The organism is Halolamina rubra (assembly GCF_000739555.1).
Taxonomy (GTDB): domain Archaea; phylum Halobacteriota; class Halobacteria; order Halobacteriales; family Haloferacaceae; genus Halolamina; species Halolamina rubra.
The window spans coordinates 1-24,483 of sequence record NZ_BBJN01000019.1; the positions used below are offsets into that span (position 1 = coordinate 1).

Genomic DNA, 24,483 nt, shown 5'->3' on the forward strand with positions numbered 1-24,483 from the left:
GCCCGCTCCCGCAGGTCGTCGGCGACGCTCCAGCCCCGCTCGGCGAACAGGTCCGGGTGGCCGACGACGGTCTCGGCGCCGTCGACGACGCCCGAGACGCCGTTCGTGTGGCTCTCGAACGCGTCGACGGGGTCGTCGTCCCAGTCGGCCTCGAACGCGTCGGCGATCGCCGTCGCGACTGGGTGGGAGGAGCGCCGTTCCAGCGCCGCGGCGGCCGCGAGCGCGTCGTCGGGCGCCGCGGCGTCGCTGACCTCGAGGTCGCCCGTGGTGAGCGTCCCCGTCTTGTCGAACACCACGGTGTCGACGCCGCGGAAGCGCTCGAACACCGTCTCGTCGAACACGACGATGCTGCGCTCGATCGCGTCCCGGATGCCCGAGGCGACCGCCAGCGGCGTCGCCAGCCCCAGCGCGCAGGGACAGGAGACGAGCAGCACCGTCAGCGAGATCAGCACCGCCTGCGTCGGCCCGGCGCCCATCGCGAGGTAGCCGACGCCGGCGACGAGCGCCAGCAGCACCACCGTCGGGACGAAGATCACCGCCAGCCGGTCCGCCAGCTTCTGGACGCCGCTGTTGGCGCTCTGGAGGTTCCACAGCAGGTTCGTCACGCGGTCGATGCTGCTGGTCGCCCCTTCGCCCACCGCGACGGTGAGCGAGCCGTCCGACAGCACCGAGCCGCCGACGACCTGATCGCCCGGCTCCTTCGACACCGGGAGCGACTCGCCGGTGACGACCGCCTCGTCGACGGTCCCCGTACCGTCGACGACGGTGCCGTCGACGGGGATGCGGTCGCCGGTCCGGACCAGGACGCGGTCGCCCTCCACGAGGTCGCTCACGTCGACGGTCGTCGTCGAGCCGTCGGCGTCGATGACGGCCGCCTCCGAGACCTGCTCGTCGCCAAGTTCGGAGAGCAGGCCCATCGCGCGCTTCTTGATGGACGACTCGTAGTAGTTCCCCGCGGTGACGACGACGACGATCGCGACGGTCACGTCGTAGTAGATGTCGATCCGCCCCAGCGCGGCGGCGAGCGTGCTGTAGGCGTACGCGCTGACCGCCGCGAGCGCGACCAACAGGTCCATGTTCGGCGATCTCGCGCGGAGGCTCACGACTGCGCCCCGCAGGATCGGCTTCCCGACGCCGAACAGCACCAGCGAGGTCAACAGCAACAGGACGGCGTAGAAGTACGACGCGCCCTGGAGCTGGGCGCGGGCCATCTCCTCGAGCCACGGCGGGTAGAGCCCGAAGTGGACGGGGTAGATGTAGATGAAGTACGGGAGCATCACCGCCATCCCGAGCATCGCGCCCGCGGCGATCCGCCACAGCAGCGTGTCCTCGGCGTGGGCGCCCGCGGTCCCCTCCTCGCGGTCGTCGGCGACGTAGCCCGCGGTCGTCAGCCGGTCCTGCACCTCGTCCTCGCCGACCTGCTCGGGGTCGTGATCGACGCGGACCGTCTCGGTGACGTAGCTGGCCTGGGCGCCGTCGATCCCCGCTTCCTTCCCCGCGACGGACTCCAGGAACGCCTCGCAGGTGGTGCAGTGCATCCCGCTGACGTGGAAGTACGACCGGTCGTACCCCTCGGGCGGCTCCTCGTCGAGAGCGGCGTCCTCGGCGGCCGCCTCGGCCACGTCGTCGGCGTCGACCGCGGCGTCGCCCAGCGCGTCGTGTACGTCCCGACAGCCGGTACAGCAGTACACCGCGTCGTCGCCCTCGACGCGGTTGCGACCCTGCGAGAGCGGGAGGCCACAGAGCGCACACTCCTCCGCCCCGGACGCCTCCACCTCGGTCTCGGCGGCGGTCATCGGCGGCTCACCCGCCGGCGTTCGAGAGTCGGACCAGAACTGAAAACCCCGTGCGGCCCGTAGCCCCGCGTCGTGATCCGTGATCGACCGTCGCCGACGCGCCGAGCCGGCCGGGGGGAGCGATGATACCGACGCCGGCACACGTCGGGCCGCTGCCGACCGGCGAGGTCGAGACCGTCGTGTTCCTCGTCGTCGGCCTCCTCGGCGGCGCCCACTGTCTGGGCATGTGCGGGCCGCTGGTGACGATGTACGCCGACCGGATGGAGAGCGGGAGCGAGAACGTGCTCAGCCTGTACGAGGTCCGGCAACACGCGCTGTTCAACGCGGGCCGGACGGTTAGTTACGCCGTTATCGGTACGCTGTTCGGCGCGCTGGGCTCGGTCGTGTTCGGCGCGGCGTCGACGGTGACGGCGATCGGCGACACGGTCCGGGCGGTCTCCGGGCTGGTCGTCGGCGTCCTGATCCTCGTCGTCGGCGCCCGGTACGTCCTCGGCCAGTTCGGCGGCCACGGGCTGTTCGGCGGCGGTGGCGGCCTGTTCAGCTCGGTGTACGGCCGCCTCACCGCCCACGTCGACCAGTGGGCCAACGGCCCGGGGATCTTCGGGCTCGGCCTCGTCCACGGGCTGTTGCCCTGCCCGATCCTCTACCCCGCCTTCCTCTACGCGTTCGCGCAGGGGTCGCCCGCGGTCGGCGCCGTCTCGCTCACGCTGCTGGGGCTGGGGACGTTCCCGACGCTGTTCCTCTACGGCACCGTGATCCAGACGATCGGGAACCGGCACCGCGAGCGCCTCCACCGCGCCCTCGGCGTCGCCTTCCTCGTCATGGGCTGGATGCCGATCGCGCACTCGCTCAGCCTGTTCGGCGTCGAGATCCCGCACGTCGAGGTCCCGGTGTACCTGCCGTTCTGACGTCGCGGGGCGACGCCCGCGCCGGGTTCCGGGTCGTTTCACGCACGCGGTTGGCGCTCGACACTCCTGACGGTTCTGGTACGGGCGTCGAAGCGCGCCCCTCTCGACGGCCTTCCCGCCGCACTACCGCGGTTCCACACCACCCTGTCCGCTGTTTTCCCGCCCGTCTACCGCGGACACGGTGGTGTGCACTGAGTCGGTTCCGACTGGAGGAGCCAGTGCTCCCTTCACGGCGCGCGAGCGACCGGTACTCGGTGCCTGCGGCCCCTCGGCGGCGGCGCGACGGCGACGGTCGGCGCCACGGAACAGCGGACACGGTGGGGTCGCGCCGGTCGGAACCCGATCGGAACCGTTCGTTTCGCGATTCTGTCGGTCGATTTCCCGGCGACCAGAACCGAACGGAACCCGCCGAGGAGGCTTGATGAGCGTGTGGCGGCGAGAGAGCGTATGGTGAATCAGCCACGATCAGGGACGCGTAACGACCGACCGGACTCCGGCGGTGTCGTCCGCCGGCGCGCCCGCCGTGGGGCCGCGCCGGTCCGGCGTCGACGCCGGGCGGGACCAGCGGCGATCACGAGTCGGCGCCGGCAGCCACGGCGCTACCACTCGGCGCCGTCGCGGCGCGTCTCGCGGGCCGACTCACCGCCACGGGTGGTCACGACGCTCACGCGAACGCTCGGCGGCGACCTGCCGCGCGGGCTGGTGCGACTGCTCGGCGCAGTCACGCTCGCCGACGGGCGCACGCGGGCGATCGCGACCGCGGGGCTGCTCTGGCTCGCGCTCCAGGCCGGCTGGGAGGTCGGCCTCGTCGACGCCGAGGCGGGTATCTGGCTCGCCGCTGGCGTCGTCGCCGCCGCACTCCACGGGCTTGCGGGGTCGACGGGCTCGGGACGACCCGGACCGCCGCCGGATCGGACGGTGGGAGGCCGCCCGCGGCGACGGCGCGAGCAGCTGCGGCGCCGACGACGGCCCCCCGAACGTTCACTTCGGCGCCGGCCGAACGCCGACCCATGAGTGAGGAGCCGGGCGTCGTCGTACTCACCGGCGGCACCAGCGGCATCGGGCGGATCGCGGCGAGGGAGTTGGCCGCGAGGGGGTGGACCGTCGCGGCCGTCGGTCGCGACCAGTCCGCCGGCGAGTCGCTCGCGGCCGAGTCGTCGACGGGGACGATCCGGTTCCACCGGGCGGACCTGGCGACCCAGGCCCGAGTCCGGTCGCTCGCCGACGAACTCCGCGACGGCTACGACGGGATCGACGCCCTCGTCCACAACGCCGGCCTCTCGGGCGGCGACCGCATCGAGACGGCCGACGGGATCGAACGCACGGTCGCGGTCAACTACCTCGCGCCGTATCTCCTCACCCACGAGCTGCTCGAAGACCTGCGGGCGTCGTCGCCCGCCCGGATCGTCACCACGGGGTCGGAGCTGCACCGGCGGGCGACGCTCGACGTCGATGATCTCCAGTTCGAGACCGACTACGACGCACTGGCGGCCTACTCCCGATCGAAGCTCGCGCTGGTGGCGTTCACGATCGAGCTCGCGGCGCGGCTCCCCGCGGACGGCGGCATCACCGCCAACAGCTTCCACCCGGGGTTCGTCCCGTCGACGGGGCTGTTCCGCGACGCGTCGCTCCGGACGCGGCTGCTGGTCCGGCTCGCGGGGCTCGTTCCCGGCGTCGGCAGCTCGCCGCGGACTGGCGCCGATCGACTCGTCCGACTCGTGACCGAGCCGACCTTCGGCGACCGAACGGGCGTGTACGTGACCGGCGAGGGGGTGGCGGAGCCGGCCGCCGCGGCGACCGACCCGGCCCGCCGGGAACGCCTCTGGGAACGCAGCGCGGCTCTCGTCGGCGTCGATCCCGCCTGGCCTTGAGGCCGCTGTCGCCGTGCTAGGTCACGCGTTCGGGGCCGCTACTCCGCCCGCGAGGCCAGCTCGTAGCGCTTCCCCTCGCCGCCCCGCTCGGTCTGGATCAGGTTGTAGTGCTCAAGTTTCGGCAGGTGGTTCTCGCGCAGCGCCCGGAGGGTGATCGGGTCGGGGTGGGTCTCCTGGTAGCGCTCGTACAGCGCCTTCTGGATCAGCGGGCCGTGCTCCTCGATACACTCGTACAGCACGCGCTGGTGGTCGTTGAGCTTCGAGATCGTCTTCCGGCGAACCTCGGCCTCGGCGTCGAGGACGGCGTCGTCGACGAGCCGCGGCGGGATCGCCGAGAGCCCCTCGCGCTCGCTCTTCCGAGCGGCGACGCGCAGCGCCGTGATCGCCTGCCGGGCGTCGCCGTCGACGAGCTCGGCGATGCGGCGCAGCGTCTCGCGCTCGACCGCGCCGGCTTCGAGCCCCTGTGCGGTCCGGCGGTCGAGGATCTCCGTCACGGTGTCGACGGTGTAGCGGTCGAACTGGACGCGGTAGCCGACGGAGATGCGGGAGTGGACCCGCTCGTCCAGCCGCGCGAGCAGGTCCACCTCGCGGTTGGCGATGCAGATCCACGCCAGCCCGGGGACGGAGTGGAGGTCGTACAGCACGTCCGCGTCCTGGAGCTGGTCGACCTCGTCGAGGATGATCACCCCGGGGGCGTCGAGCCCCTCCTGGAGCGTGTCGATCAGCTCCCGCGTCGGCGCGCTCTTCGGCACGGCGGCGTCGGCGAGCGTGTTCGCCGCGCGCTCGAGCACGCTGCTGCGGGTGTAGTCCTTCCAGCAGTTGACGTAGGCGGTCGGCACGTCGAGCACCTCGCGCCGCAGCTCCCGCACGGCGGCGCGGGCGACGGTGGTCTTGCCGGCGCCGCTGGGGCCGAACAGGAAGCAGTTCTCGGCCCGGACGCCGGCCTCGACGGGCGCGAGCGCGTCGGTCACCTCGTTCATCTGGCTGTTGCGCCCGACGATCTCCCGGGGCAGGTGCTCGTCCTCGAACACCGTCGCGTCTCGCAGCATCTACCGGGTCGTGTGCCGACGACGGCATAAGTGGAACCCCTGATGTTCCGATCGGTTCCGGTCGGTTCGGAACGGGTCGTTTCGCCGGGGTTCGCCCGTTCCGTTCACTCCCCCGACGCGGGGTCGCCGTACGGGCGTCGACGGTCCCGGCGCTCGTCCTGGCGCCGGCGGCGCAGGGAGGAGTACAGGTTCGCGGTGACCGCCTCGCGCAGCTCTGCCGCCGTCGCCTCGTCCACGTCGACGGCTTTGGCGTCGTTGCCGACGAGGCTCCGGGCGCCCGCGGTGTCGATCGTCACCGTCGCCAGGCGGCGGCGACGCTGGAACACCGTCGCGGAACTGGCGGCCGTCTGCACCCGGTAGTAGGGGACGATCTTCGTCTGTCGCACCCAGAACCCGTTGCGGGTCAGCACGTGGTTCTCGCCGACGGCGTAGCCCCGGTTGCGCCACTTCAGGTGGGCGGCCGGGGGGACGGCCACGAGCGCCCCGAGAGCCAGCCACGGGGTGAACGGGAGGCCGAGGACGGCGTCGACGCCCCACAGCAGCCCCGTGAGGACGGCGACGACGGCGGCGTAGCGCACCACGTAGCGCAGCCGCGCGCGTTTCGGCGGGCGCTCGAACGCAACGTCGCCGACGGGCTCGATCGTGTTCGTGAGCTCGAGCACGCGCTCCCGGGTCGCGAGCGGGATCGCCGACTGCGAGCTCCCACCCGAGCCGTCCCCGCCGCCGCTCTGGCCGGCGGTCTCGATCTCCAGCGAGGCGTACCCCAGCGCCCGCGCGAGGACGTTCTCCTCGACGGTGAGCGACTGGATCTTCGACAGCGGGATGGTTCCGCTGTACTTCTGGAGGAGGCCGCGCTCGTACCGCAGCTCGTCGGCGGCGCCGCGCAGCGTGAACCCGTAGTACAGCGTCGCGTTCAGCACGCCGTACAGCAGGCCGATGGCGACGATGCCGGCGAGGGTCACCAGCGGGCCGACGATCGCGCCGACGACCGACTGGTAGCCGTACAGCAGCATCTCGGCGTCGAACATCGCCGCCGCCGACGGCGCGAACAGCGAGGCGCCGAGGAACAGCGCCGGGACGATCCGCAGGTCCATCGACACCAGCGCGAGCAGCCCCAGTTCGCGGTCGCTGATCTCGAACAGCGTTTCGAACGTCTCGGGCTCCCCGGTCTCCTCGTCGTCGCGGCTCAGTCGGCTGATCTCGCGCTGGAGCGCGTTCGCCCGCGTCACGCTGACGAACTTGAGGTGGGCCTCGCTGGTGCTCCCGCCGGCGGTCTCGAGGCGGACCTCGGCGATCCCCAGCGCGCGCTGGACGACGTTCTGACTGATGTCGACGTTCTGGATGCGTCGCAGCGGGATCTCCCGGATCCGCCTGGCGAACACGCCCGAGCGGATGTCGAACGTGTCGGCCGTGAGTTCGTACTCGAAGCGGCGGTAGTAGGCGACGCCGTAGCCGACGACCGCCACGACGAGGGCGGCGCCGAGCACGGCCGTCGGCGTCGTCCCGAGCGTGTTCTGCACCATCCCCGTGGCGGGCGCGCCGAAGACTAGCAGCACGAAGGCGAGGCCGAGCCCTTGTTCGAGGACGCGGTACGGGATCGACAGCGGGTGCAGGCGGAACGCGCGGCCGGTGAGGCGCTCCCCGCCCGATCGGTCGCCCCCGTCGGTCATACGGCGTCGGCCTCCTCGGACTCGATCGCGAGCCGTTCGAGGCGGGTCTGCAGCGTCGACGCCCGCTCGGGGGTGAGCCCCGGGATCGTCACGTCGGCGCCCCGCGAGCCCGCGGTGTACACCACGAGCGTCGACAGGCCGAGCAGGCGCTCGAGCGGGCTCCGTGTCGTGTCGATGTGCTGGACGCGGACGTACGGCACGACGGTGCGGACGTGGGTGAACACGCCGCGACGCAGGTACAGCGAGTCCGCCCGGACGACGTACTCCCACGAGCGGTACAGCAGCACGGCCTTCAGCACGCCGTAGATCGCCGACAGCAGAAACGCGCCGCCGCCCGCGGTGACCGCGGTCGAACGCCCGGCGGGCACCACGTCGGTGGCGACCCCGAGAGCGAGGGTGATCCCCGCGACGATGGCGCCGAGGACGACCGCCCCGACCGTCGAGCGGATGATCCACTGGAGGCGGACGATCGACGCCAGCTCGCGCGGGGTGTCGAGCACGTCGTCGTCGATCCCGGCCGCCGCAGCGACTGAGGCCGACTCCTGGCTCGTCGGCTCCTGGTGGTCGTCCTGCTGGCTCTTGCCCTCCCGGTCGTCGTCCGCTCCCGGTTCCCGGTCGCCCGGCGTCGACGCCGTCTCGGCGGTCGACCGCTCGTCGTCCGCCACGCGCTCGTCGTTGCGATCGCTCACTGTCACATCGGTGGGCCAACGGCGGCTTAATCGTACCGCTGCTTCGGGGCGGCGTCGACGCGCGAGCCCGCCTACTGCAGCGGCACGACGTAGGACTCGACGAAGTCGATCAGCTTCGCCTCGAGCTCGGCGCGGTCGACGAAGTACCGGAAGCGGAGGCTGTAGGCGTCGTCCATCTCGTCGATGGAGGCGCTGCTGAACGCGGGGTCGTACGTCTCCTGTGCCGGCGTTCGCCACTCGGCTTCCGAGAAGATACAGAACGTTCGGGGGTCCCGCCGGCGCGTCTCGGGGTCGCGGAGTCGGAAGTACTCGGGGACGGCGCCCGCCTCGGCGCCCGCGCCCGTCGTGAGCCCGGCGTCGGTGAACACGAACGCGCTGCCGGCGCTGGCTTTCGCGAACGCGACCGACTGGTCGATCACCGCCATCCCCGGGCCGTCGACGCCGCTCGAGGCGGCCTCCCGCTTCGTCGGGATCGCCACGTCGCTGGCGATGAACACCGTCGCCGGCGTCGCCGCGGAGACCGACTCGGCCACGTCACGCAGCGTCGCCCGGATCGCGTCGGCCGGCACGTCGTCGCCCGACGGGGCGAGCGGGTCGTCGGGGAGCGGGTACTCCTCGCCTGGCAGGACGTACGCGGGGTCGAGCAGCCGGTACGGGCCCATCAGGAAGACGAGGGCGTCCGTCGCCTCGGCCCAGGGGACGGAGTCGACGACGAGCTCCCGGATCGGTCGCCCGCGGTACGTCTCGAGATCGCCCATCGCTGCGGTCGGCTTCACCCCGTGGTCACAAATCGGTGGTGGCTCCCCGACTTAACGACGATTAAGTATAACCGTCTCGGCGCACAAGCGGCACGTATGAGCGAACGAACGCGGGAGACGGGCGACGAGGAGCGCGCACCCGGGTACGAGCGGGTCGAGTCGGAGCTGCTCGGCGGGACGCTCGATCTCGAGCGCGAGGCCGAGCGGCTCGCGTCGATGGGCGAGCCGACCCGGTTCACGCTGCTGTACCTGATCGCGCAGGCCGACCGGATCGAGAGCGGCGAGCTCGCGGACGCGCTCGACCGCCGGCAGAACGACCTGTACCACCACCTCAACCGGCTCGAGGACGCGGGGCTCGTGGGGAAGTTCCGCGACGGCGACGCCCGCGTCTACGAGCTCTCGCCGCTGGCGGAGACGTTCGTCCCGCAGGTGTTCGAGGCGATCGGCGAGCGCGCCGAGGCGGTCTGAGCGGTCTCACTCCGGCGACACCGGCGGCGGGTTCCGGCGGTCGTCCTCGGCCAGCTCCGCGCTGAGCAGCCGGGCGACGCCGCGGCGGATCCGCTGGGAGATCGCGGTGTCGGAGACGCCGAACTCCCCGGCGAGCTCCTGCAGCGTCGTCGTCCGCGGGACCGCGAAGTAGCCGCCGTCGAGCGCCGCGAGCAGCGTCTCCCGCTGGACGTCGGTGAGCACGTTCCCGTGGCTCCCCTCCACCGACCACGCCGCCGTGTGGATCTGTTCGACCGTGAGGCCGAGCCCGGCGGTCGAACACTCCCGGTAGCAGTCGGCCAGCCGGTCGCGGTCCGGGAACCGGAGCGAGAGTCGCCAGCCGTCGGCGGTGCCGACGCCGCGCAGCCAGCTGGCGTCGGCGGCCGCGAGCGCCGCGAGCAGCGGGTGGTCGTCGGCCCAGTCGACGCCGACGAGGAGGCCGTCGTCGGACGCCGCGAGCGCGTCGGCGGCCGCCACGTCCGGGTCCGTCCGGAGGCGCTCGACCCCGCCGTCGGCGTCGAGCCCGGTGATCCAGAGCGACGACATCACCTGCGAGTCGAGCGGGACGACCCGCTCGGCCTCCACGCGGACGTCCGGCCGCGCAGTGAGCGTCGCTGCGAGCCGGAACTCCGCGGCCGGGAGCGAGACGCTCGCACAGAGACTCATGGCCGTTCCCTGGGGAGCGCCCGCATTAGTTTGGCGGCCCCTTCGGGGCAGTGGCCCGGCTCTAACGCGCCCGCTGGCGCCGGTCGAGGGCGTCAGCCGGTGTTCTGGAGCGTGCCGGGTTCGGGCCGCTCCTCGGCCTTGATCCGGATGCACCCCTCCGTGTCGTCGTGCACCGCCGACTCGTCGAGCGCGAACACGTCCGCGGGGTCCCAACAGCTGGTGACCCGCGAGCCGTAGCCGGCGAGGAGCTCAGGCAGGGCCCGGACGAACGCGGTGCCGTCCTCGGTCCGCACGACCTTGCCGACGACCGCGCCGTCGGGGGCTACGACGCGTTTCCCCTCGTCCGCGGGCGTGAACTCGGCAGTGCTCCGTGGAACCATACCACAATCGTTCGCACCGGCCCGCCGTAGTCGCGGGGGTTCGCCATCGAAGGCCAACGTCGGCGTCACTCGGCGGCCGCGCTCCGGCGACGGAGCGACGACTCGATCTCGTCTAAGTGTTCCATCCCCAGCACCGCGACGACGCTGCCCTCGCTCCGGGCCCGGTCGAGCAGGTCGCTCATCGCCCCCTCGCGGGCGTCGTCGATCACCCGTGTCGACTCCGGGGCCCGAATCGCGCGGAACAGCGCGGCACGGCGGTCGAGGTACGCCCGCTCGTGATCGGCCTGGACGTGGGCGTCGTCGACCAACGAGCAGTCGTGGACGATGGGCTCGTACACCCGGAGCCGCAGCGGCGTGTAGTCGGCGACGACGCTCGCGAGCCGGATCGCGAGCGCGTGGGCGACCGCCGAGCCGAGGTCTCTCCCGACCCGGCCCAGCAGGCCGGACGAGGCGCCTTCCCCCGAGAACTCGCTGCGGAGGTGGCGGAGGTACGTCCACGACGGGGCGTCGATGCCGATCGTCCGGCTCGAGCTAGCCTGGATGGCGGCGCTCATCTCCCCGCCCAGCCGCGGTGGCCGGTGGTCGTCGGCGGCGTACTGCCGGAACAGCGGCATCGCCAGCGGCGGCAGTTCGAGCGCCAGCGTCGCGGGTTCGAACAGCTCCAACACGCGAACGACCCGTGCGATGCTCGCCGGGTGGTCGTGGACGACGCCGACGAGCAGCACGGTGTGGGCACCGTCGCCGCCGGGCAGACACCGCAGGTGGCGCTGATCGAGCCGCGGGTCGTCCGCCGCGGCGAGCTGCTCGGCGACGTGGACACAGTCGAACACGGGCGCTCCCTCTCGTGACCGAGGGATAGTCTCCGGGCTTCGACTGCGAACCCGTTTAGCTGAAAGTAGGCGCTAAGCCCCCTTCCTCAGCGAGCCCCGACCGAACGGGAGGCGCGAGCAGGGAGGGGATACAGCGCCGCACAGTTCTCATACACGATTCGGTGGCAGGCCCACAGGACCACGCAGCAGCAACGTTTTACAGTAGGGTAGTATAGTATTGACTGAACCCAATGGAGTACGACCTCGATTCGGGAGCGCATTCGACGTATTCCCTGCACTACCACCTGATACTCACCACGAAGTATCGGCGCGGAGTGCTAACCGAGGAGCGAACCCAATTCATTCACGAGGTCATCAGCGGGTTCACGGACAACTACGGTGTCGAACTGACCAACCTTGACGGCGAGGACGACCACGTACACATCCTGTTCCGAGCGAAACCAACTACAGACCTCGTAAAGTTCATCAACACGGTCAAGGGCGCGACCGCCCGCCGTATCCGCAACGAATACGCGGATGAACTGAAGACCGAACTGTGGGGCGACTCGTTCTGGAACGATTCGTACTGCCTCATCTCGACGGGGCAGGTGTCGCTGGATGTGCTGAAACAGTACGTCGAGGACCAGCGGGAGAACTGATGTACTACGCCTACAAGTACCGTCTCAAGCCGTCCGACGCCCACCGTGAGGAGTTGGACCGACACCGAGACATTTGTAGGCAACTGTACAACCACACGCGCTACCGTCTCAACGAGTACCAAGAGAACCACGGCGAACTGCCGTCCATGACCACCCTGCGGTCGGAACTGCCCGACCTCAAGAAGTGGTGGGACGGCCTCAACGAGGTGTACTCGAAGGTTCTCCAAACCATCGTGGAACGGCTGTTCGACAACCTCAAAGGACTCTCCAAGCTCAAGAAGAACGGCTACGGCGTCGGTCAACTCAACTGGAAGCCGCCACGGGAGTTCCGCAGTTTCACGTACAGTCAGTCTGGCTTCAAGCTCGACAAGAAGGGCGGTCAGACTGTCCTGTCGCTCTCGAAACTTGCGGACATACCGATTCGACTCCACCGCGCCATCCCCGACGACGCGAAGCTCAAACAGGTCACGGTCAAGAAGGAACCGACGGGCGAGTGGTTCGCCACCTTCGGCGTCCAAATTGACCGTGAACCGCCCGAACCGCCTGAGAACCCCGAGAAGTGCGTCGGCATCGACGTTGGGATTCTCAAGTACGCCCACGACACCGACGGCACGGCTGTCGGGTCGCTCGACCTCTCTGCCGAGCGCGAACGCTTGGAGCGCGAGCAACGAAAGCTCTCGCGGAAGCAACACGGGTCGAACAACTACGAGAAGCAACGGCGTCGGGTTGCGGAGTGTCACGCCAATCTCAGACGGAAGCGCCGCGACTTCCTGCACAAGCTCTCGAACTACTACGCTCGGGAGTATGATCTCGTGGCGGTCGAAGACCTGAACGTGAAAGGGATGATTGAATCGCCGTCGAACAGCCGCAACACGGCGTCTGCGGCGTGGCGAACGTTCCTCACTTTACTCGAATACAAGTGTGAGCGTGAAGGAACGCACTTCGTCGCGGTGAACCCGAGAGGGACGACCAAGGAGTGCGCATCGTGCGGCGTTTCGACCGACAAGCCGTTGTGGGTCCGTGAACACTCCTGTCCAGCCTGCGGGTTTGAGGCGAACAGGGATGCGAACGCGGCGTGGAACATTCTTTCTCGCGGCCTCGAAGATGTAGGAGTGGGACACTCCGAATCAACGCCTGTGGAGACTGCGCTCCCTACGGACACCGATTCGGTGTCTGCAAAGCGCGTCGTAGAATCAGGAAGCCCTACCCTCAAGGAGCGAACGGCGAAAGCCGTGAGCGAGTAGGGTAGGGTAGTTCACGACCGGCCTGTTCGCCGTCGGGGACGGGTCGGCGTCGACGCCCTACGGCGACGCGGACACCGCTGGTGCGCTCAGTAGGCTGCGTCACACCGATCGTAGGCCGAACATGTCCGTGTGAGAGTACGTCTCCCACGTTCGTCGCCGTTCTTCGTAGGTCCGTATTTCGCCGGATCGTAGATCGGCATAATACCGGCTCTACGCGGGTTAGAAGGCTCTATACGCCTGAATCCTGCTGAACTATCGAGCCGGTTTTTCCCCACCCAGAGAGACCGTTCTCCCGTCCGGGCGACCGGACGTGACACCATGACTGAACGACGAAGCCGACAGCGCGACCGGCGGACGCGACGTGAACGCAAAGGACGGGAGACGCGACGCGGACGAGAGCGAACGCAGCGGCGCGAACGGGCCCGGGAACTCGAGTCGAACCCGGGATCGGTCCGGCAGCCCGCCGAGCAGCAAGCACCGCAGGAGGAGCAGGCGGGGATCCGGCAGCAGGAGCAGCCCACGGGCACGTACCAGCAGGAAGCATTCGGGCAAGTCCCGCAGCAGAACCCCCAGCAGGAGCCTGTCACCCAGGTTCCCCAGCAGGGGCCTGCCACTCAGGTTCCCCAGCAGGAACCTGCCACCCAGGTACCTCAGCAGGCCCAGCTCACCCAGGTTCCACAGCAGGAAGCTGCCACTCAGGTTCCTCAGCAGGCCCAGCTCCAGCAGCCCGCGGCGCAGCAGGCGGGCTGGCAACAGCCGACCGCGCAGCCACAGGTCGGCCAGCACCAGGCCGGAGGGCAGTTCGGCGGCGCGGTCCCCCCACAGCAGCAGTTCGGTGGGCAGCCACCCCAGGGGAGCGCACAGCAGCAGATGGGCCAGCAGCCGGCAGCGATGGCGGGCCAGCAGGCGACCCAGTCCGGCGGCTACACCGGACAGCCGCCGCTCGCGATCGGCGTCCCGGCGCAGGCGGGCGCGGCGGGCGGCTCCCACACACAGACCACCGGGTCCGCGGGCCAGATCGGCTCGTTCCAGGGCGGCGCCGAGCAGCTGGCGAGCCAGCCCTCGGAGATCTACCCCGAGGAGTTCGTCGACCACCTCTCGGAGGAGGCGCGGAACTGCCTCGACGACTGTATCGACGTGAGCCAGGTGGCGGCGTGGTGTGCCGACCGCTGTCTCGAGGAGGGCGCGGGGATGGCGCAGTGTAGCCGCCTCTGCAACGAGGCCTCCACACTCGGCTCGGTGACGGCGGAGTTCATCGCCCGCGACTCGATGAACCTCCCGTCGATCGTCGACGCCTACGTCGACACCGCCGAGCGCGCGACCGACGAGCTGAGCAAGTTCGACTCGCCGCACACCAACGAGGCGGAGATGGTGATCGAACGCTCCATCGACTCCAGCATCGACATGCTGGAGACGCGCTGAGGGCGACGCCCCGCGGCCGCCGAGGCCGCGATCGTCGACTCCGGCGTACCATGGGTATCCACCCCCTTCCGGCCGCGTAACGCCGGCCTTCGGCGTGAACGGTCGGGCGGGTTTATGCTGACTTGGGCGCACTGGCGGTGTGATGGCCCCAGACGATTCAGAGATCGACAGTAGCCTCGACGCCGCCGACGCCGCCGAGAGTGACGCGACCCGTGCCGGCGCCGAGCAGGCCGGCGAACCGACGACGGATCTGGCGGCGCGGCTCTCCGCAACGGTCCCCTCACGACGGACGTACGGCGCGGAGCGGATCACCGCCGACAGCGGCCTGCTCACGGCGCGTGAGCGACAGTACCTCCGGCACGCCCACCGGCTGGACGACGACGACCGCGACGCCGTCGAGAGCGTGATCGCCGACCGCGTGGGCGAGTTCGTCGAGACCGACTGGCCCGTGATCCGGGAGAACTGCCCCGAGGTCGCGTCGACGCTCCGGGACGAGCTCTGTGTGAACGAGGACTGAGGAGGGCGCGCTCACCGTGCGTTCTCGTGGCCCCAGGGGTCCGGAGGCTCAGTTGAGCACCCAGAACTCGTAGTTGAGGTAGGCGGCGAAGGAGACCCAGAGCAGGTACGGGACGAGCAGCGCGGCCGCGCGACGATCGACGCGGGCGAACGTCAGGATCGTCGCCGCGATCAGCACCCAGAGGACGGCGATCACCGCGAGCCCGAGGGCGATGTTCTGCGCGCCGAAGAAGGCGGCCGACCACGCGAGGTTGAACACGAACTGCGCGACGAAGGCGCCGAGGGCGACCCGTGCGGCACGCGGCGCGCGGTCGAGGCGGCGCCACACCAGCCAGACGGCGACGCCCATCAGCGCGAACAGCGTCGTCCAGACCGGCGCGAACACCCAGTTCGGCGGTGCCAGTGCGGGCCGCTGGAGCGTGTCGTACCAGGCTGCGAGCCCCTGGGCGGTGAACACGGCGCCGGAGGCGCCGGCGACTTCGACCAGCAGCACCGAGATCGCCAGCGAGAGCAGCGGTCGGTCGTGGGGGAGCTCGCGGAGGCGGGAGCGCGCGTTCATACCGGGCGTTCGTCCGCGTCGGGCAAATACGTACGCCCGGCGGCTGGCGTTTAGCCGGCGCGTTACTTTGCCCGAGGCGCGACCGGAACGGGCCATGCAGACCGTCGTACTCGCGGCCGGGCAGGGGAGTCGCATGGGCGTGTTGACCGACGAGATGCCGAAGCCGTGCCTGCCGGTCGCCGGCCGGCCGCTGGTGAGCCACACGCTCGACGCCGCCGCCGAGGCGGGCGCGTCGCGTTTTCTCGTCGTCGTCGGCTACGGCGCCGACCAGGTGCGCGACGCGCTCGGCGACAGCCACGACGGCGTCCCGATCGAGTACTGCGAGCAGCCCGAACAGCGGGGGACCGCCGACGCCGTCCTGTGCGCCCGCTCTCGGCTCGCCGACGCGCCGTTCGTGGTGCTCAACGGCGACGCGCTGTACGACGCGGCGTCGCTCGCGAGCGTGTACGACCACGTCCCCTCCGTCGGCGCCGCGGTCGTCGACGAGCCCTCGCAGTACGGCGTGCTGTCGCTGGCCGACGACGCGGGCGCCGTCGGGAGCGATGGCCGGGCGGTCTCCGGCGACGGCGGCGTCGCGGGCCGAGTGCTCGGCGTGACCGAGAAGCCCGAGAACCCGAACAGCGACCTCGTCAACGCCGGGGCGTACGCGTTCCCCGCCGCGGCGATCGACGCGCTCGGTGACGTGGCCGAGAGCGAGCGCGGGGAGTTCGAGCTCACGGACCTGCTCGCGGAGCTCTGTGCGACCGAGCACGTCGAGGCGGTCCCGTTCTCGCGCTGGATCGACGTGGGGCGGCCCTGGGAGCTGTTGGCCGCAAACGAGTGGCAGCTCGGCGAGCTCTCCCGGCGCGTCGACGGCGACGTGGCGCCGGGCGCGACTCTCGAGGGCGACGTGGTCGTCGAGGCGGGCGCGACCGTCCGCGACGGCGTGACGATCGAGGGGCCCGCGCTGGTGCAGTCGGGCGCCACCGTCGGCCCGAACGCGTACGTCCGCGGGGCCACCCTGCTCGGGCCGGATGTCCACGTCGGCCACGCGGTCGAGATCAAAAACAGCGTGCTCGCGCGGGGGACGAACGTCGCCCACCTATCCTACGTCGGGGACAGCGTGCTCGGGGAACGCGTGAACTTCGGCGCCGGCACGGTCGTGGCGAACCTGCGCCACGACGGCGAACCGGTGGAGCTGACGGTCCGCGACCGGCGTCGCTCGACGGGCCGACGCAAGTTCGGGGTGGTCGTCGGCCACGGGACGAAAACCGGGATCGACACCAGCATCGACGCCGGGGTGACGCTCTCACCCGACAGTCGTACGACTGTGGGGGAGTCCGTCACCCGTGACCGGTAGCTACGCCTTCTCCGCGACTTCGACGTGGGTCCGGCCGTCGGCGACGACCGTGACCCGGTAGCCGGCGTAGTCGAAGCCGACAGTGAGGCCGCTATCCGGCGCGTTCTCGACAAGCGTCGTCAGCGCGTCCGGATCGATCGCTTCGTACAGGCGAGTGTCCAGGGCCGTCGGTTCGACGCCTTCCCGTTCGGCGACGGCGGTGACGATCTGGGTCGTCACGTCCTCGCCCGCCCTGACCTCGCTCTCGTTCGCTCCCCTTTCACACACGCTCCTCTGACTCGTCATCATCCGCCGTTTGTCAGACCGCCCCAAAAGCGTTGCGACACTTACCAAACGTTCATCGTCGTTCTGGTGTTCCTCCTGACGGTTCCGTCGGCGAATCTCGGCCGCCGAAGGCATCGTGTAGCGTCAGCGAACCGCCAGCTAGCGCGCGGTTCATACGTGTTGACAGTTGACACGTTACAGCCATCTTACCTGTCACTATGAATCGCATTACTATGTCCTCTCCTGTGGTTGGTACGAGGCATGACGGGGATCAGCGAGGCCGACATGAACCGCATCAACGAGTTCATCAAACGCAACAAGTTCGACCGCAGCCCGGATCAGCTCTGTCCGGACGAGGAGGAATCGCCCGACGACGGCGCCGACGATGTGGAAGCCCGTGACGTGGTAATGACTGACGGGGGAGAGTAGGACTTTCACAACTCAGTAGCACCGTGCTATTCTCGGCTGGCTGACTGTCCGACGCGAGCGGCCGCTCATCGGCGGAGACGGCGCCGCCGCCGGCGTCGACGCCGCGTCGCCCGGTTCGCGGGCGGCGGGCCGTTGCCCCATCATAACAATAGCGGCGGCTCCGCAGGCTGTTGGTATGGCCGTCACCGTCCACGAGCTGACCGGGTTCCAGCGCGACCTCCTCCACGTGATCGCCGGCCTCGATCACCCCTCCGGGCAGGTCGTCGGCGAGGAGGTCGAACGGAGCACGGGGCGGGAGATCACCCACGGCCGGCTCTACCCCAACCTCGACGCGCTCGTCGACGCGGGGTTGGTCGAAAAGGGGGCCGCCAACCGCCGCACCAACTTCTACGCGCTCACCGGTAAGGGCGAGACGGCGCTGCTCGAACGCCGCCGCTGGGAGAACGACCTGTACGACCCGCTGGCCGCGGTCCAGAACTGAGCCTCAGGCCCCCACGTCGTCGACGAGATCGGGCCGGGTGAGGCGTTCGACGAACAGTGCGACGACGGCGGCGATCAGGACCACGACGACCCCGAGTAGCTTCCTGCGCATACTCGATCCTTCCCCGAGGAGCCATTTGGTTATAGTCCGGGTATCGGTCGCTCGCCGTGTAGTCGGGTCGACGGCTACTCCTTGGTCAGCCCCTTCCGCTGGATCAGTTCCCACGTGTCCGAGCCCTCGGTGGTGATCCCGTACACGCGTCCCTTCCGGCGGTCCTCGGGGACCAGCAGTTCGACGAGCCCGCGTTCCCGCAGCGAGTTGAGCGCGCGCGAGACGTGCGTCGACGCGATGTCCACGTCCGCGGCGATCTGTGTGGGCGTCGCGGGGCTGTCCGCGAGCCGGCCGAGCACGAGCGTTCGGTGTCGGGAGCTGATCACGTGACCGACAACGTCCCAGTCCGGCGTCATCGGCACCACCTCCCCTCACCGCGGCGGTCGCGTGCAGTTCGACCCGTTCGGTTGCGGCGTGCCATCATCGTCGTTGCTCCATCAGGTAGTGCGCGCCGGCCACGGCGACGAGCGTGGTGAACAGGACGACGTTCACCGCGGTCACCGAGAGCCACGCGAGTGCGTCGGGGAACAGGAACACCCCGCCGTACGTCGCGAGGGCGACGACGGCGATCCCGGCGTAGATCGCCTCCCAGGGGATGCCGTTCTCGCCCTCGTCGGCCTGTTCGGGCAGGTAGCTGTCCAGCTCCGACACCGTCGGCGTCAGTTCGACCTGGCCGCTGTCCTTGTCGTACTCCACGAGCCCGGCCTCGTCGAGCTTCGGGATGTGGATTTGGTACAGCGAGACGTAGACGCGTTTGGTCTGCTTGTCGGTCAGCTCCTCGACCTCGACCCCGTTCTCCCACGCGGCCACCGACTCGGAGAGCTCGTTGACCGACACCGGCCCCTCGGCGCGGCGCAGCTTCGAGATCACGAAGCGCCGGCGCTTGTTACTCAACAGGTCGTAAACCGTGTCCTGCGTCAGCTCGTTCGATTCCTTCGTGGACATTGTGTGGGGCGGGTGTGGGTTCGGGATCCGGCCGTCGTCGTCACTCGACCGTGACGCTCTTCGCGAGGTTGCGCGGTTTGTCGATCGAGCGCCCGAGCAGGTCGGCGACCCGGTAGGAGACGAGCTGGAGCTGGACGTTCGCCAGCAGCCCCGCCGCGACCGGGTGGGTCTCCGGGATCGCGAGGAACTCGTCGGCCGCCTCCGCCACCTCGTGGGCGGACTCGGCGGCGATGGCCACGACCGGCGCGCCGCGGCTCCGGACCTCCTCGACGTTCTTCAGCGTCTTCTCGTCGTGGCGCCCGGTGAACACCGCGAACACCGTCGAGTCCGAAGTCACGAGCGCGAGCGGCCCGTGTTTGAGCTCGCCGGCGGCGAACCCCTCGGCGTGCTCGTAGGTGATCTCCTTGAACTTCAGCGCGGCCTCGAGCGCGACCGGGTAGCCGACGCCGCGGCCGATGAAGAACTGCTCGTCGCGGCCGACGAACTGCGGTGCCAGCGCCTCGGCCGTCGACGTGTTCAGCGTCTCCTGGACGTGTTCAGGGAGGTCCTGAAGCGCCGACAGCAACGCCTCCCTGTCGGGGTCGACCGACCCGGTGACGTCCTCGGCGATGCGCTCGGCCAGCAGCGCGAGCACCGCCACCTGCGAGGAGAACGTCTTCGTCGCGGCGACGCCGATCTCCGGGCCGGCCCGGATGAACAGCGCGTCGTCGCAGTCCCGCGCGGCCGTCGAGCCGATCACGTTCGTCACCGCCAGCGTGCGCGCGCCGCGCTCGGCGGCGATTCGGATCGAGGTGAGCGTGTCGGCCGTCTCCCCGCTCTGGGTGACCGCGACGACGAGCGTGTCGTCGGTCACGGGCGCGGGCGTCGTCGTGTACTCGCCCGCGCTGAACACCTGGGCCGGGATGCCGCGGTCGGCCAGGATCTGCTGGGCGTACAGCGCCGCGTGGTAGGAGGTGCCACAGGCCAGCAGGTGGACGACGCCGACGTCCTCGAACGTCCCCGGGGGGAAGTCCTCGAGGTGCACGTCGCCGTCGTCGGTGATGCGACCCTTGATCGCGCGGTCGAGCGCCGCCGGCTGTTCGTTGATCTCCTTCAGCATGTAGTGGTCGAACCCGCCGCGCTGGGCGTCCTCGGGCTGCCAATCGACGGTCTGGACCGTGCGGTCGACCGGGTTTCCCGCCAGATCGGTGATCTCGTGGTGGTCCGCCGAGATTCGGACCACGTCGCCGTCCTCGAGGAAGGCGACGCGGTCGGTGTGTTCGAGGAACGAGGGCACGTCGCTGGCCAGGAACCGGCGGTCCTCGCCGACGCCGAGCACCAGCGGGGAGCCGTCGCGGGCCGCGAACACGTCGTCCTCGTCGTCGACGACCATCGCGACTGCGAAGCGACCCTCGAGCCGGCCGATCGCCTTCCGGAACGCGTCCTCGGTCGAGAGTCCGCGCTCCCGGTACATCTCCACCAGGTGCGGGACGACCTCGGTGTCGGTCTCGCTGGTGAACGTGTGGCCGAGCTCGATCAGCTCGCCGCGCAGCGCGGTGTAGTTCTCGACGATCCCGTTGTGGACGACCGACACCTCGCCGGAGCAGTCAGTGTGCGGGTGGGCGTTCTCGTCCGTCGGCGCGCCGTGGGTGCTCCACCGCGTGTGGCCGACGCCGACGGCGCCGTTCGGACTGACGGCGCCCAGCGCGTCGGCGAGCGCGTCGATCTCGCCCTCGCGCTTGACGACGGTGACGCCCTCGCCGTTCCGGACGGCGACGCCGCTGGAGTCGTAGCCGCGGTACTCCAGGTTCCGCAGCCCGGCGACCAGCGTGTCGAGCACGTCGTTCTCGGCCGGGGCGGCGCAGGCGGTTATTCCGCACATGGGGTCCCTCCGTCGACGCGTCGACGACGTGGACCACGATGCGATCCAGACGCGGTCTGGGGGGCAGTGGGCGCACGGTTCCGGACGGCCGGTAGGTTCGATCTGTGTCGGGTCATCGGTGGCGTGGCCCGTCTCGCAGGCAACGTGCGGAAGATACACCGTCTATGAATTGTTATTCGGCGCTTGCAGCGGCTCATTCGACATTATGCGGCACTTTCCCGGCTTCGGATCGTCGACGCCACGCCGCCGGATCGGCGCCACCCCTCGCGGACGCTGGCCGCGCGGAGTATGCTACGGCTTCCGCCGGGTATGCGATGGATAACAAACTGTACAGGTCGGTAGTAAACCAGACGGACACTCGTGGCGACAGACCCCGAGCGACTCCGGAACACTATCTATGACCCCCGAAAACGCTACTCAGGCCGGTCGGATGAGCGAAAGAATAATGTCACTCTATACCAAGGAAGAGAGATATGGGCGCTGACAATTCGGGTGAAGCCGTCGCGGGAACCACGACCGCGGAGACGGCTCCGGGCATCGACGACGTGACAGGGGAGGAAGAGGTAGGTTCGGAGGAACGGGGGGCCGCGCGGGACGTCGACGACGAGCCGCTCTCGCTCGACGTGATCTTCGAGATCCTCCGGAACCGACGGCGGCAGTTAGTGCTGGAGTTCCTTCGTGACCGCGAGGAGAGCGTCACCATCGGCGAGCTCGCTGAGCACATCGCCGCCATCGAGAACGACACGACGGTGCGGCAGCTGAACGCCCAGCAGCGGAAACGGGTGTACATCGGTCTCTACCAGTGCCACCTGCCGAAGATGGACGACGTGGACGTGATCGAGTTCAACCAGTCCCGCGGCAACATCGGCCCCGGGTCGAAGATCGACCCGCTCTACGACTACCTCGACGTGGCCAACGGTGAGCACGACGACGGCGACGACGCGCCGCCGTTCGAGCGGAAACACGGCGTCGGCTTCGCGGCGGTCGGTGCGGCCTTCTTCGTCGCCCAGCTCGCCGGCGCGTACCTGGTCGCCAGCGCGTTCGTGCTCGTGCTGCTGATCGGCACGCTGGCGGTCGTCGCCGGCGACTACTGATCTCCCTCCTCTCCCTCTCGGTGCCCGACGAGCGCCGCGGCGTCAGCTCGTGGGCTGTCGCTCGACGCTCCCGGCGTCGATCGTCTCGGTGACCAGCTTCTCGGCCGTCGCGAGCAGCGTCTCCATGCGGTCGTGGTCGCGGGCCTCGGCGGTGATGCGCACCAGCGGCTCGGTGCCGCTGGCGCGGATCAGGAACCAGCCCTCGTCCACGTCGACTCGGGCGCCGTCGACGGTCGTGATCCGGTCGTCGCCGTCCGGCATCGCCTCCACGATCCGCTCGACGATCGCGTCCTTCCGGTCGGTTTCGACGGTGCGCCGGCTGATCGGCACGGTGTGGACGTCGTCGACCAGCGCGTCGAGCGAGCCGTCGGTCGCGACCATCGCCGCCAGTTTCGCCGCCGCGAGCGGGCCGTCCGGCGCCAGCGTCTCCGCGGGCCAGATCCACGCGCCGCTGGGCTCGCCGCCGAACGGGACGTCCGGCTCGGCGGCCCGCCGCGCGACGTAGCCGTCGCCGACCCGGGTGTACGTCACGTCGGCGCCGACGGCCGCGAGTTCGTCACGGATCGCCATGCTGGCGTCGATCGGCACCGCAACCCGGTCGCCCGCCGTCGCTTCCCGGCGGGCGAACAGCGCCAACAGCACGTCGCCGGGGACGAACTCCCCGGACTCCGTCACCGCGAGCATCCGGTCGGCGTCGCCGTCGTGGGCGACGCCCAGGTGGGCGTCGCTCGCGGCGACCAGCGCCCGCAGCGTGCCACAGCTCTCCGCCGTCGGCTCGCTCTCCCGGGCGGGGAACGAGCCGTCGGGCACGCCGTTCAGCGTCGTCACGGCACAGCCCAGCCGGCGCAGCGCGGCCGCAGTCAGCTCGCCGGTGCCGTTGCCCACGTCGACGACGACCCGGAGCGGCGGGTCGATCTCGACCGCCTCGTCGATCGCGTCGATGTGACGGCCACGCGCGCCGTTGAACCGGTGGCGGGAGCCCGTCTCGTCCCACGCCGCGAACGCGTACTCGCCGCGCCGGATCCGGTCGGCGATGGCGGCCTGCTCGTCGCCGACGACCGAGGAGCCGTCGGGGCGCCACAGCTTCAGCCCGTTGTCGCTCGGCGGGTTGTGGGAGGCGGTGACGGCGACGCCCATGTCGGCGTCGTACCAGCCGACCGCCCGCGCGATCGTCGGCGACGGGAGCTCGCCCAGCCGGGCGACGTTCGCGCCGCACTCCCGCAGCCCCGCCGCGAGCGCGTCGACGAGCAGCGGCCCGGTCTCTCGGGGGTCGCGCCCCACGACGACGTGCTCGTTCCCCTCGGAGGCGACCGCGCGACCGACGGCTAGCGCCGTCGCCGCCGTCACGTCCTCGCCGAACTCCCCGCGGATGCCGCTGGTTCCGAACATGGCCCATACAGTCGCGGCTGTGGTGTTTGTTAGCACCCGAATACTGTGCCGGCAGGCGCCGGCAGCACCCGCCGTGGAGGGCGATCCGCCCGCTCAGTCCGAGGCCGTGTTCGGGCCCGTGTGCTCCTCCGGCGCCGGCGCCCCGCCGCGAGCCGGCGGGTCCGGCCCCGCCCGGGGGTGACGACGGTTGCGCGAGTGACGCGTGTCTGACTCGCCGTCGCTCTTCTCTCTCGCGTCCGACTCCGGCAGGGGTTCCGGGCCACGCTCCCGTCGACGTTCGGCGGGCGTGATCACGTCGTCGAGGTGGTCGTTGGCCGCGCGGTCCATCGCCATCGCCCAGGTGAACGCGACCATCGCGAACAGTCCGAACCCCAGTGCGAGCGCGCCGCGGGCCGCGGGCGTGGCGGCGGCGCCGACGCCCGGCAGCGCCCAGACGAGCGCCGCGATCGACGCCAGCGAGGCGACGCCGCCGGCGGCGTAGGCGCCGACCAGCGGGTGGAAGTCGTACGCGAGGTAGTTCGTCTTCAGCCGCCAGAGGAAGTTCCGCAGCAGCATCAGCGACACCCGCGGGACGTACGAGCGGTAGCGGATGTGGCTCTCCTCGTCGCCGTAGACGATCGGGGCGGGCACGTCGACCACCCGGAGCTGGGCGGCGTTCAGCTTCACCAGCAGGTCGTTGCAGTAGCCGTAGAACTCGTACATCTCGTCGACGGCGGCGGTCTCGAGCGCGTGCAGCGAGACGGCGGTGTAGCCGTTCTGCGGGTCGCCGCAGCTCCAGTAGCCGCTGGCGATCTTGGTGAGCGCGCCGAGGGCGGCGTTGCCGACGAACCGGTGGCCCGGCATCGAGCCGCGGCCGGCCCGGTCGAGAAAGCGGTTCCCCTTGGTGTAGTCGGCGTCGCCGTCGACGATGGGGTCGAACAGCTCGTCGAGCATCCCCGGCTCCATCTGCCCGTCGCCGCCCATCACGGCGGTGAGCTCGATCCGGTCCTCGCGGGCCCGCTGGTAGCCGGTTTTGATCGCGCCGCCGACCCCGCGGTTCTGCTCGTGCTGGATCGGGACCACCCGCGCGTCGGCGCCGTCGCCGCCCG

General features: G+C 70.2%; 27 protein-coding genes. 12 read left to right on the top strand and 15 right to left on the bottom strand.

Translation table 11 applies throughout. The features are described from left to right. The coding region (locus ACP95_RS05275; protein WP_049980206.1) for a heavy metal translocating P-type ATPase at positions 1-1,796 on the bottom strand (1,796 nt) is incomplete at its 3' end. Positions 1,797-1,918: 122 nt separating this feature from the next. On the opposite strand from ACP95_RS05275, the gene ACP95_RS05280 reads away from it, so the two are divergent. The 3 genes from ACP95_RS05280 to ACP95_RS05290 all read left to right on the top strand — a co-directional run bounded on the left by ACP95_RS05280 (position 1,919) and on the right by ACP95_RS05290 (position 4,575). Continuing rightward, complete coding sequence (locus ACP95_RS05280; RefSeq protein WP_049980207.1) at positions 1,919-2,704, top strand: sulfite exporter TauE/SafE family protein; 786 nt, start codon at positions 1,919-1,921, stop codon at positions 2,702-2,704. A 651-nt stretch (positions 2,705-3,355) separates the two neighbouring features. After that, on the top strand, positions 3,356-3,718 hold the full coding sequence (locus tag ACP95_RS05285; protein ID WP_049980208.1) for a hypothetical protein: 363 nt from the start codon (positions 3,356-3,358) through the stop codon (positions 3,716-3,718). After that, on the top strand, positions 3,715-4,575 hold the full coding sequence (locus ACP95_RS05290; RefSeq protein WP_049980209.1) for an SDR family NAD(P)-dependent oxidoreductase: 861 nt from the start codon (positions 3,715-3,717) through the stop codon (positions 4,573-4,575). The genes ACP95_RS05285 and ACP95_RS05290 overlap by 4 nt, the downstream gene beginning before the upstream one ends. Before the next feature lie 38 nt (positions 4,576-4,613). Here ACP95_RS05290 and ACP95_RS05295 read toward each other — a convergent pair whose 3' ends face one another. The 4 genes from ACP95_RS05295 to ACP95_RS05310 form a co-directional block, all read right to left on the bottom strand. Then, entirely contained in the window at positions 4,614-5,624 is a 1,011-nt protein-coding gene (locus ACP95_RS05295) for a Cdc6/Cdc18 family protein (protein ID WP_082224588.1), read from the bottom strand. 104 nt (positions 5,625-5,728) lie between these two features. Beyond that, the gene (locus tag ACP95_RS05300) at positions 5,729-7,294 is read right to left on the bottom strand and encodes a PH domain-containing protein (RefSeq protein WP_049980210.1); all 1,566 of its coding nucleotides are present in this window, start codon (positions 7,292-7,294) and stop codon (positions 5,729-5,731) included. Further along, complete coding sequence (locus ACP95_RS05305; protein ID WP_049980229.1) at positions 7,291-7,773, bottom strand: PH domain-containing protein; 483 nt, start codon at positions 7,771-7,773, stop codon at positions 7,291-7,293. Before ACP95_RS05305 ends, ACP95_RS05300 begins: the two co-directional genes overlap by 4 nt. Before the next feature lie 281 nt (positions 7,774-8,054). Then, a complete protein-coding gene (locus ACP95_RS05310) occupies positions 8,055-8,741 on the bottom strand; it encodes a DUF7509 family protein (RefSeq protein WP_049980211.1) in 687 nt (228 codons plus the stop codon). 96 nt (positions 8,742-8,837) lie between these two features. On the opposite strand from ACP95_RS05310, the gene ACP95_RS05315 reads away from it, so the two are divergent. Further along, positions 8,838-9,209: an ArsR/SmtB family transcription factor gene (locus tag ACP95_RS05315; protein WP_049980212.1), complete on the top strand. Its 372-nt coding sequence runs from the start codon at positions 8,838-8,840 to the stop codon at positions 9,207-9,209. 6 nt (positions 9,210-9,215) lie between these two features. Here the strand turns inward: ACP95_RS05315 and ACP95_RS05320 are convergent, their stop codons facing one another. The 3 genes from ACP95_RS05320 to ACP95_RS05330 form a co-directional block, all read right to left on the bottom strand. Further along, the gene (locus ACP95_RS05320; RefSeq protein ID WP_049980213.1) at positions 9,216-9,893 is read right to left on the bottom strand and encodes a helix-turn-helix domain-containing protein; all 678 of its coding nucleotides are present in this window, start codon (positions 9,891-9,893) and stop codon (positions 9,216-9,218) included. A 92-nt stretch (positions 9,894-9,985) separates the two neighbouring features. Continuing rightward, positions 9,986-10,273 (bottom strand): hypothetical protein, encoded by a 288-nt coding sequence (locus tag ACP95_RS05325; RefSeq protein ID WP_049980214.1) that lies wholly within the window; start codon positions 10,271-10,273, stop codon positions 9,986-9,988. A 65-nt stretch (positions 10,274-10,338) separates the two neighbouring features. After that, a complete protein-coding gene (locus ACP95_RS05330; protein ID WP_049980215.1) occupies positions 10,339-11,103 on the bottom strand; it encodes a hypothetical protein in 765 nt (254 codons plus the stop codon). Positions 11,104-11,333: 230 nt separating this feature from the next. On the opposite strand from ACP95_RS05330, the gene tnpA reads away from it, so the two are divergent. The 4 genes from tnpA to ACP95_RS05355 all read left to right on the top strand — a co-directional run bounded on the left by tnpA (position 11,334) and on the right by ACP95_RS05355 (position 14,924). After that, a complete protein-coding gene (tnpA, locus tag ACP95_RS05335) occupies positions 11,334-11,741 on the top strand; it encodes an IS200/IS605-like element ISHmu6 family transposase (RefSeq protein ID WP_049980216.1) in 408 nt (135 codons plus the stop codon). After that, positions 11,741-12,985, top strand: a complete 1,245-nt coding sequence (locus tag ACP95_RS05340; RefSeq protein ID WP_049980217.1) for an RNA-guided endonuclease InsQ/TnpB family protein — start codon at positions 11,741-11,743, stop codon at positions 12,983-12,985. The genes tnpA and ACP95_RS05340 overlap by 1 nt, the downstream gene beginning before the upstream one ends. A gap of 318 nt (positions 12,986-13,303) precedes the next feature. Continuing rightward, positions 13,304-14,407: a hypothetical protein gene (locus tag ACP95_RS15585; protein ID WP_154018450.1), complete on the top strand. Its 1,104-nt coding sequence runs from the start codon at positions 13,304-13,306 to the stop codon at positions 14,405-14,407. Between the two features lie 142 nt (positions 14,408-14,549). Next, positions 14,550-14,924, top strand: a complete 375-nt coding sequence (locus tag ACP95_RS05355) for a hypothetical protein (RefSeq protein ID WP_049980220.1) — start codon at positions 14,550-14,552, stop codon at positions 14,922-14,924. 48 nt (positions 14,925-14,972) lie between these two features. Here ACP95_RS05355 and ACP95_RS05360 read toward each other — a convergent pair whose 3' ends face one another. Next, on the bottom strand, positions 14,973-15,482 hold the full coding sequence (locus tag ACP95_RS05360; RefSeq protein ID WP_049980221.1) for a TspO/MBR family protein: 510 nt from the start codon (positions 15,480-15,482) through the stop codon (positions 14,973-14,975). A gap of 94 nt (positions 15,483-15,576) precedes the next feature. Between ACP95_RS05360 and glmU the strand changes: the two genes are divergently transcribed. Then, the gene (glmU, locus tag ACP95_RS05365; protein WP_049980222.1) at positions 15,577-16,821 is read left to right on the top strand and encodes a bifunctional sugar-1-phosphate nucleotidylyltransferase/acetyltransferase; all 1,245 of its coding nucleotides are present in this window, start codon (positions 15,577-15,579) and stop codon (positions 16,819-16,821) included. Here glmU and ACP95_RS05370 read toward each other — a convergent pair whose 3' ends face one another. Next, positions 16,822-17,106 (bottom strand): HalOD1 output domain-containing protein, encoded by a 285-nt coding sequence (locus tag ACP95_RS05370; protein ID WP_161782056.1) that lies wholly within the window; start codon positions 17,104-17,106, stop codon positions 16,822-16,824. A gap of 240 nt (positions 17,107-17,346) precedes the next feature. Here ACP95_RS05370 and ACP95_RS15590 point away from each other — a divergent pair, with 240 nt between their 5' ends. Together ACP95_RS15590 and ACP95_RS05375 are read left to right on the top strand one after the other, a co-directional pair. After that, positions 17,347-17,514 carry a hypothetical protein gene (locus ACP95_RS15590; RefSeq protein ID WP_154018451.1) on the top strand — a complete coding sequence of 56 codons (168 nt, stop codon included), beginning with the start codon at positions 17,347-17,349 and terminating at the stop codon, positions 17,512-17,514. Positions 17,515-17,689: 175 nt separating this feature from the next. Beyond that, positions 17,690-17,995 carry a PadR family transcriptional regulator gene (locus ACP95_RS05375; protein WP_049980223.1) on the top strand — a complete coding sequence of 102 codons (306 nt, stop codon included), beginning with the start codon at positions 17,690-17,692 and terminating at the stop codon, positions 17,993-17,995. A gap of 185 nt (positions 17,996-18,180) precedes the next feature. Here the strand turns inward: ACP95_RS05375 and ACP95_RS05380 are convergent, their stop codons facing one another. The 3 genes from ACP95_RS05380 to glmS all read right to left on the bottom strand — a co-directional run bounded on the left by ACP95_RS05380 (position 18,181) and on the right by glmS (position 20,912). Next, positions 18,181-18,462, bottom strand: coding sequence for a winged helix-turn-helix domain-containing protein (locus tag ACP95_RS05380; protein WP_049980231.1), 282 nt, complete (start codon positions 18,460-18,462; stop codon positions 18,181-18,183). A 64-nt stretch (positions 18,463-18,526) separates the two neighbouring features. Beyond that, positions 18,527-19,051 carry a DUF7344 domain-containing protein gene (locus tag ACP95_RS05385; protein WP_049980224.1) on the bottom strand — a complete coding sequence of 175 codons (525 nt, stop codon included), beginning with the start codon at positions 19,049-19,051 and terminating at the stop codon, positions 18,527-18,529. A 40-nt stretch (positions 19,052-19,091) separates the two neighbouring features. After that, complete coding sequence (glmS, locus tag ACP95_RS05390) at positions 19,092-20,912, bottom strand: glutamine--fructose-6-phosphate transaminase (isomerizing) (RefSeq protein WP_049980225.1); 1,821 nt, start codon at positions 20,910-20,912, stop codon at positions 19,092-19,094. 473 nt (positions 20,913-21,385) lie between these two features. Here glmS and ACP95_RS16055 point away from each other — a divergent pair, with 473 nt between their 5' ends. After that, on the top strand, positions 21,386-22,006 hold the full coding sequence (locus tag ACP95_RS16055) for a DUF7344 domain-containing protein (protein WP_049980226.1): 621 nt from the start codon (positions 21,386-21,388) through the stop codon (positions 22,004-22,006). A 42-nt stretch (positions 22,007-22,048) separates the two neighbouring features. On the opposite strand, the gene glmM is transcribed toward ACP95_RS16055, so the two are convergent. Then, positions 22,049-23,395, bottom strand: coding sequence for a phosphoglucosamine mutase (gene glmM / locus ACP95_RS05400; protein WP_049980227.1), 1,347 nt, complete (start codon positions 23,393-23,395; stop codon positions 22,049-22,051). Between the two features lie 93 nt (positions 23,396-23,488). Next, on the bottom strand, positions 23,489-24,483 hold a 995-nt coding region (locus ACP95_RS05405; RefSeq protein ID WP_082224589.1), incomplete at its 5' end, for a glycosyltransferase family 2 protein.

Coding starts and splice junctions, on each gene's coding strand:
- ACP95_RS05280 (WP_049980207.1), top strand. CDS start 1,919: ATGATACCGACGCCGGCACACGTCGGGCCGCTGCCGACCGGCGAGGTC.
- ACP95_RS05290 (WP_049980209.1), top strand. CDS start 3,715: ATGAGTGAGGAGCCGGGCGTCGTCGTACTCACCGGCGGCACCAGCGGC.
- ACP95_RS05295 (WP_082224588.1), bottom strand. CDS start 5,624: ATGCTGCGAGACGCGACGGTGTTCGAGGACGAGCACCTGCCCCGGGAG.
- ACP95_RS05300 (WP_049980210.1), bottom strand. CDS start 7,294: ATGACCGACGGGGGCGACCGATCGGGCGGGGAGCGCCTCACCGGCCGC.
- ACP95_RS05310 (WP_049980211.1), bottom strand. CDS start 8,741: ATGGGCGATCTCGAGACGTACCGCGGGCGACCGATCCGGGAGCTCGTC.
- ACP95_RS05315 (WP_049980212.1), top strand. CDS start 8,838: ATGAGCGAACGAACGCGGGAGACGGGCGACGAGGAGCGCGCACCCGGG.
- ACP95_RS05320 (WP_049980213.1), bottom strand. CDS start 9,893: ATGAGTCTCTGTGCGAGCGTCTCGCTCCCGGCCGCGGAGTTCCGGCTC.
- ACP95_RS05325 (WP_049980214.1), bottom strand. CDS start 10,273: ATGGTTCCACGGAGCACTGCCGAGTTCACGCCCGCGGACGAGGGGAAA.
- tnpA (WP_049980216.1), top strand. CDS start 11,334: ATGGAGTACGACCTCGATTCGGGAGCGCATTCGACGTATTCCCTGCAC.
- ACP95_RS05340 (WP_049980217.1), top strand. CDS start 11,741: ATGTACTACGCCTACAAGTACCGTCTCAAGCCGTCCGACGCCCACCGT.
- ACP95_RS15585 (WP_154018450.1), top strand. CDS start 13,304: ATGACTGAACGACGAAGCCGACAGCGCGACCGGCGGACGCGACGTGAA.
- ACP95_RS05355 (WP_049980220.1), top strand. CDS start 14,550: ATGGCCCCAGACGATTCAGAGATCGACAGTAGCCTCGACGCCGCCGAC.
- ACP95_RS05360 (WP_049980221.1), bottom strand. CDS start 15,482: ATGAACGCGCGCTCCCGCCTCCGCGAGCTCCCCCACGACCGACCGCTG.
- glmU (WP_049980222.1), top strand. CDS start 15,577: ATGCAGACCGTCGTACTCGCGGCCGGGCAGGGGAGTCGCATGGGCGTG.
- ACP95_RS05370 (WP_161782056.1), bottom strand. CDS start 17,106: ATGACGAGTCAGAGGAGCGTGTGTGAAAGGGGAGCGAACGAGAGCGAG.
- ACP95_RS15590 (WP_154018451.1), top strand. CDS start 17,347: ATGACGGGGATCAGCGAGGCCGACATGAACCGCATCAACGAGTTCATC.
- ACP95_RS05375 (WP_049980223.1), top strand. CDS start 17,690: ATGGCCGTCACCGTCCACGAGCTGACCGGGTTCCAGCGCGACCTCCTC.
- ACP95_RS05380 (WP_049980231.1), bottom strand. CDS start 18,462: ATGACGCCGGACTGGGACGTTGTCGGTCACGTGATCAGCTCCCGACAC.
- ACP95_RS05385 (WP_049980224.1), bottom strand. CDS start 19,051: ATGTCCACGAAGGAATCGAACGAGCTGACGCAGGACACGGTTTACGAC.
- glmS (WP_049980225.1), bottom strand. CDS start 20,912: ATGTGCGGAATAACCGCCTGCGCCGCCCCGGCCGAGAACGACGTGCTC.
- ACP95_RS16055 (WP_049980226.1), top strand. CDS start 21,386: ATGGGCGCTGACAATTCGGGTGAAGCCGTCGCGGGAACCACGACCGCG.
- glmM (WP_049980227.1), bottom strand. CDS start 23,395: ATGTTCGGAACCAGCGGCATCCGCGGGGAGTTCGGCGAGGACGTGACG.